Origin of the sequence: Streptomyces solincola (genome assembly GCF_002982015.1) — a bacterium.
In the GTDB taxonomy this organism is placed as follows: Bacteria; Actinomycetota; Actinomycetes; order Streptomycetales; family Streptomycetaceae; genus Streptomyces; species Streptomyces solincola.
In genome coordinates this window covers 1-4002 of sequence record NZ_PVLV01000375.1, presented here as the reverse complement: position 1 = coordinate 4002, position 4002 = coordinate 1, and the positions used below count along the sequence as shown (strand labels likewise).

Below are 4002 nucleotides of genomic sequence, written 5' to 3'. Positions count from 1 at the left end.
GGCCTGGACGGCCTCCTGGTTGTGCAGGGTGGCGAACTCGGCCTCGGAGCCGGCCCCCGTCACCGGCTCGACCTGCGCTAACGGGGTGACCCGCCCCGTACGCCCCACCCCCACCTTGATGTCGACGAGCTTGCTGTTGACCTCCTCCGGCGCGTACTTCCAGGCGATCGCCCAGCGCGGCGCGCGCGAGGTGGACCCCAGCCGGCCCTGTAGCCGGATCTCGTCCAGCTTGACGACCACGCCGTCGATCTCGTGCTCCACCGAGTGCCGGTGCTCGCCGAAGTAGGCGATGAACTCCCGGATGCCGGCCAGGTCGCCGACCACCTTGTTGTGCTTGGCGGTGGGCAGCCCCCACTCCTTCAGCAGCCCGTACGCCTCGCTCAGCCGGTCGAACCGCAGCCCTTCCTGCGCGCCGATGCCGTGCACCACCATGTGCAGCGGTCTGGTGGCGGTCACCTTCGGGTCCTTCTGGCGCAGCGAGCCGGCCGCCGCGTTGCGCGGGTTGGCGAACGGCTTGTCACCGGCCTCCACCAGCCGGGCGTTCAGCTCCTCGAACTTCTCCATCGGGAAGAAGACCTCGCCCCGGATCTCCACCAGCTCGGGGATCCGCTCCCCGCTCAGCCGCTCCGGGATGTCCGCGATGGTCCGCACGTTCGGTGTGATGTCCTCACCCGTACGGCCGTCGCCGCGGGTCGCGGCCCGCACCAGCCGCCCCTTCTCGTACGTCAGGTTGACCGCGAGACCGTCCACCTTCAGCTCGCACAGGAAGTGGTGCGCCGAGGCCCCGACCTCCTTCTCGACCCGGTCCGCCCAGGCGGCCAGCTCCTCCTCGTCGAAGGCGTTGTCCAGCGACAGCATCCGCTCGCGGTGCGCGACAGCGGTGAACTCGGTCTCGTACTGCCCGGCGACCTTCTGCGTCGGCGAATCCGGCGTACGCAGCTCCGGGTACTCCTCCTCCAGCGCCTCCAGCTCGCGCAGCAGCCGGTCGAACTCGGCGTCGCTGACGACCGGGGCGTCCTTCACGTAGTACCGGAAGCGGTGCTCCTCGATCTGCTCGGCGAGCCTGCCGTGCTGCTCCCGCGCCTCCGCCGGCACCGCGTCCTGCTGTTCGACAGCCACCGTCGTTCCTCCCGTCGCCGACGTCTCGCCGACGTCCCGTTCCGTCACTCGGTCACTCAGGGTCGTCCGCGAGTGATCGTGCCGCCTTGGCGCAATGGGCGAGCGCCGCCCGGGCGTACGCGGGCGAGGCGCCCGCCAGCCCGCACGTCGGGGTGACCACCACGGATTCCGCGAGAATCCCAGGCGACAGCCCCAGCCTGCGCCACAGCGTTCTGACACCCATGACGCTACCGCCCGGGTCTGACAACGGGCCGTCGACCGACCCCACCACGCCCGCGAAGAGTTTCGTGCCGCCCTCGACCGCCTCGCCGATCGCCTCCTCGTCACGCTCGGTGAGCAGGCTGAAATCGAACGACACGCCCGCGACGCCGGCTCGTCGCAGCAGCGCGAACGGCACGTCCGGCGCGCACGAGTGCACGACGACGGGCCCCTGCCCCTCGTTGACGGCGACCAGATCCCGCAGGGTGCTCTCCACCACCTGCCGGTCCACCGCCCGGTGGGTGCGGTAGCCGCTGGCGGTGCGCACCTGGCCGCGCAGCACCGCCGTCAGCGACGGCTCGTCGAGCTGGAGCACGACCCTCGCGCCCGGCGCCCTGCGGCGTACCTCCGCAAGATGCCCGCGCAGCCCCTCGGCCAGCGAGCCCGCCAGGTCCCGGCAGGCCCCGGGGTCCCCGAGCGCGGCCTCCCCGTTCCTCCGCTCCAGCGCGGCGGCCAGCGTCCACGGACCCACCGCCTGCACCTTCAGCACGCCCTCGTAGCCCTGGGTGAACTCCTCCAGGGCGTCCAGGTCCTCCCCCAACCAGGACCGGGCCCGCCGGGTGTCCCGTCCCGGCCGGTCGCTGATCCGCCAGCCGCTCGGCTCCACATGCGCGTACATCTCCACGAGCAGCCCGAGGGACCGCCCGATCATGTCGGCGCCCGGCCCGCGCGCGGGCAGCTCGGCGAGGTACGGGAAGTCCTCGAAGGACCCGGTGACGGTCTTGGCGGCCTCGCGGGCGTCCCCGCCGGGCATCGACCCGACGCCGGTCGCCGGACCCCAGGGAATGGTGTTCGTCTCGCTCGTCTCGCTCACCGGGGAAGCCTACGGCGCGGCGGACCGGGGCCCGGGAGCGGTGTCTCCGGCTCTCGCCCCCGCCCCCTCCGCCGCACGTCACCGTCCGGGGCGTACCGTCAGGTCCTTGATCTCCGCGTCGCGCGGCAGGTCGAGCGCGGTCAGGATCGCCGTCGCCACCGACTCCGGGTCGATCCAGCGCGCGGCGTCGTACTCCTTGCCCTCCTGCTGGTGCACCTTCGCCTGCATCGGGCTGGCGGTCCGCCCGGGGTAGACCGAGGTGACCCGGACACCGTTGCCGTGCTCCTCCGCCCGCAGCGCGTCGGCGAGCGCCTTCAGCCCGTGCTTGGACGCCGCGTACGCGGACCAGTTGGCGTGCGCGGTGAGGCCCGCGCCCGAGTTGACGAAGAGGACGTGCCCCTGCGACACCCGGAGCTGCGGCAGGAACAGCCGGGTCAGCTCGGCGGGTGCGATCAGGTTGACCTCGAGCTGGCCGCGCCACGCCTTGGTGGTCAGCTCGCCGACCTCGCCGAGATCGACCACGCCCGCGATGTGCAGCAGCGAGTCCACCCGGTCCGGGAGCTGCTGGTGGGAGAACGCCCACGACAGCCGGTCCGGGTTGGCCAGGTCCCCGACGAGGCTGCGGGCCCCGGGATACCGCTCGGCGAACTCCTTGGCCCGGCCCGCGTCGCGGGCCAGGAGTACGAGGTCGTCGCCCCGCTCGTGGAGCCTGCGCGCGACGGCCGCGCCGATGCCGGAACCGGCGCCTGTGATCATGTGGGTAGCCATGGGTGCCATGCTCGCACCCGCGGCCCGGCTCACCGCAGCCCGGCCGACTCCTCCAGGTACGCCAGGGCCGAGACGCCGTCCTCGGCGAAGAACACCAGCTCGGTCAGCGGGATGGGGAGGAAGCCCTCCGCGTCCATCCGGCGCATCTGCTCCTTCAGGCCGTCGTAGAAGCCGGCCGCGTTCAGCAGCACCACGGGCTTGGTGTGGTGCCCGTGCTTCTTCAGTTCCAGGATCTCGGTCGCCTCGTCGAGGGTGCCCATCCCGCCGACCATCACCACGACGGCGTCCGCCTTCTCCAGCAGCAGCGCCTTGCGCTCGGACAGGTCCTTCGCCACGACCATGGCGTCCAGGCCGGGCCGCGCCTTGTGCGACAGGAACTCCACCGACACGCCGACCAGCCGGCCGCCGGCCTCTTCCACCCCGTCCGCGACGACCTTCATCAGTCCCGCGTCGGAGCCGCCCCACACCAGGGTGTGCCCGCCCCGGCCGAGCAGCTCGGCGAACTCCCGTGCGGGGCGGGTGTAGCGCTCGTCCAGGTCGGCGGCGGAGAGGAAGACGCAGATGTTCATGGCGCCACGGTACGGGAGGCTCGCTCACCCGTGCGGGTGAAGAGGCCGGGGCGGGGAACGGGGGGCGGGCGCCCGGCGTTGGCCGGGTATGACATCAGGACACCGCATCACCGTCGAACAGGGCGCGGAGCATGTACGGGCCGTCCACCAGGGCCAGGTCGTCGCGGAGAGCCGCCGCCCGCTGGTCCTGCGCGAGACCGGCTGCCCACCGCGCTACTACCTGCCGCCCGAGGACGTCCGCACCGAGCTGCTGACGCCCTCGGACACCCACACGCACTGCCCCTTCAAGGGCGACGCGTCCTACTGGTCCCTCCCCGGCGCCACCGACGCGGTCTGGGCCTACCCGGACCCGAAGCCCGAGGTCGCGGACATCAAGGACCACCTGTGCTTCTACGAGACGGAGGTGGTGCGCTAGCCGCGGACCAGAAGGGCGAGTGGACGTTGGGGGTCGGGATCTCGGCCGGGGGGTAGGCG

The 4002-nt window shown here is 72.4% G+C and carries 5 protein-coding genes; 1 reads left to right on the top strand and 4 read right to left on the bottom strand.

The features are described from left to right. The 4 genes from ligA to C6N75_RS22060 all read right to left on the bottom strand — a co-directional run. On the bottom strand, nucleotides 1-1119 hold a 1119-nt coding region (gene ligA, locus C6N75_RS22075), incomplete at its 3' end, for an NAD-dependent DNA ligase LigA (protein ID WP_146132638.1). A 52-nt stretch (nucleotides 1120-1171) separates the two neighbouring features. Beyond that, nucleotides 1172-2191: a methionine synthase gene (locus C6N75_RS22070; RefSeq protein WP_105870641.1), complete on the bottom strand. Its 1020-nt coding sequence runs from the start codon at nucleotides 2189-2191 to the stop codon at nucleotides 1172-1174. Between the two features lie 78 nt (nucleotides 2192-2269). Beyond that, nucleotides 2270-2959 carry an SDR family oxidoreductase gene (locus tag C6N75_RS22065; protein WP_181160571.1) on the bottom strand — a complete coding sequence of 230 codons (690 nt, stop codon included), beginning with the start codon at nucleotides 2957-2959 and terminating at the stop codon, nucleotides 2270-2272. Between the two features lie 29 nt (nucleotides 2960-2988). Further along, nucleotides 2989-3528, bottom strand: a complete 540-nt coding sequence (locus C6N75_RS22060) for an LOG family protein (RefSeq protein WP_105870640.1) — start codon at nucleotides 3526-3528, stop codon at nucleotides 2989-2991. Between the two features lie 88 nt (nucleotides 3529-3616). On the opposite strand from C6N75_RS22060, the gene C6N75_RS22055 reads away from it, so the two are divergent. Next, nucleotides 3617-3943 carry a DUF427 domain-containing protein gene (locus C6N75_RS22055; RefSeq protein ID WP_105870639.1) on the top strand — a complete coding sequence of 109 codons (327 nt, stop codon included), beginning with the start codon at nucleotides 3617-3619 and terminating at the stop codon, nucleotides 3941-3943. The last annotated feature ends 59 nt before the right edge of the window (nucleotides 3944-4002 follow it).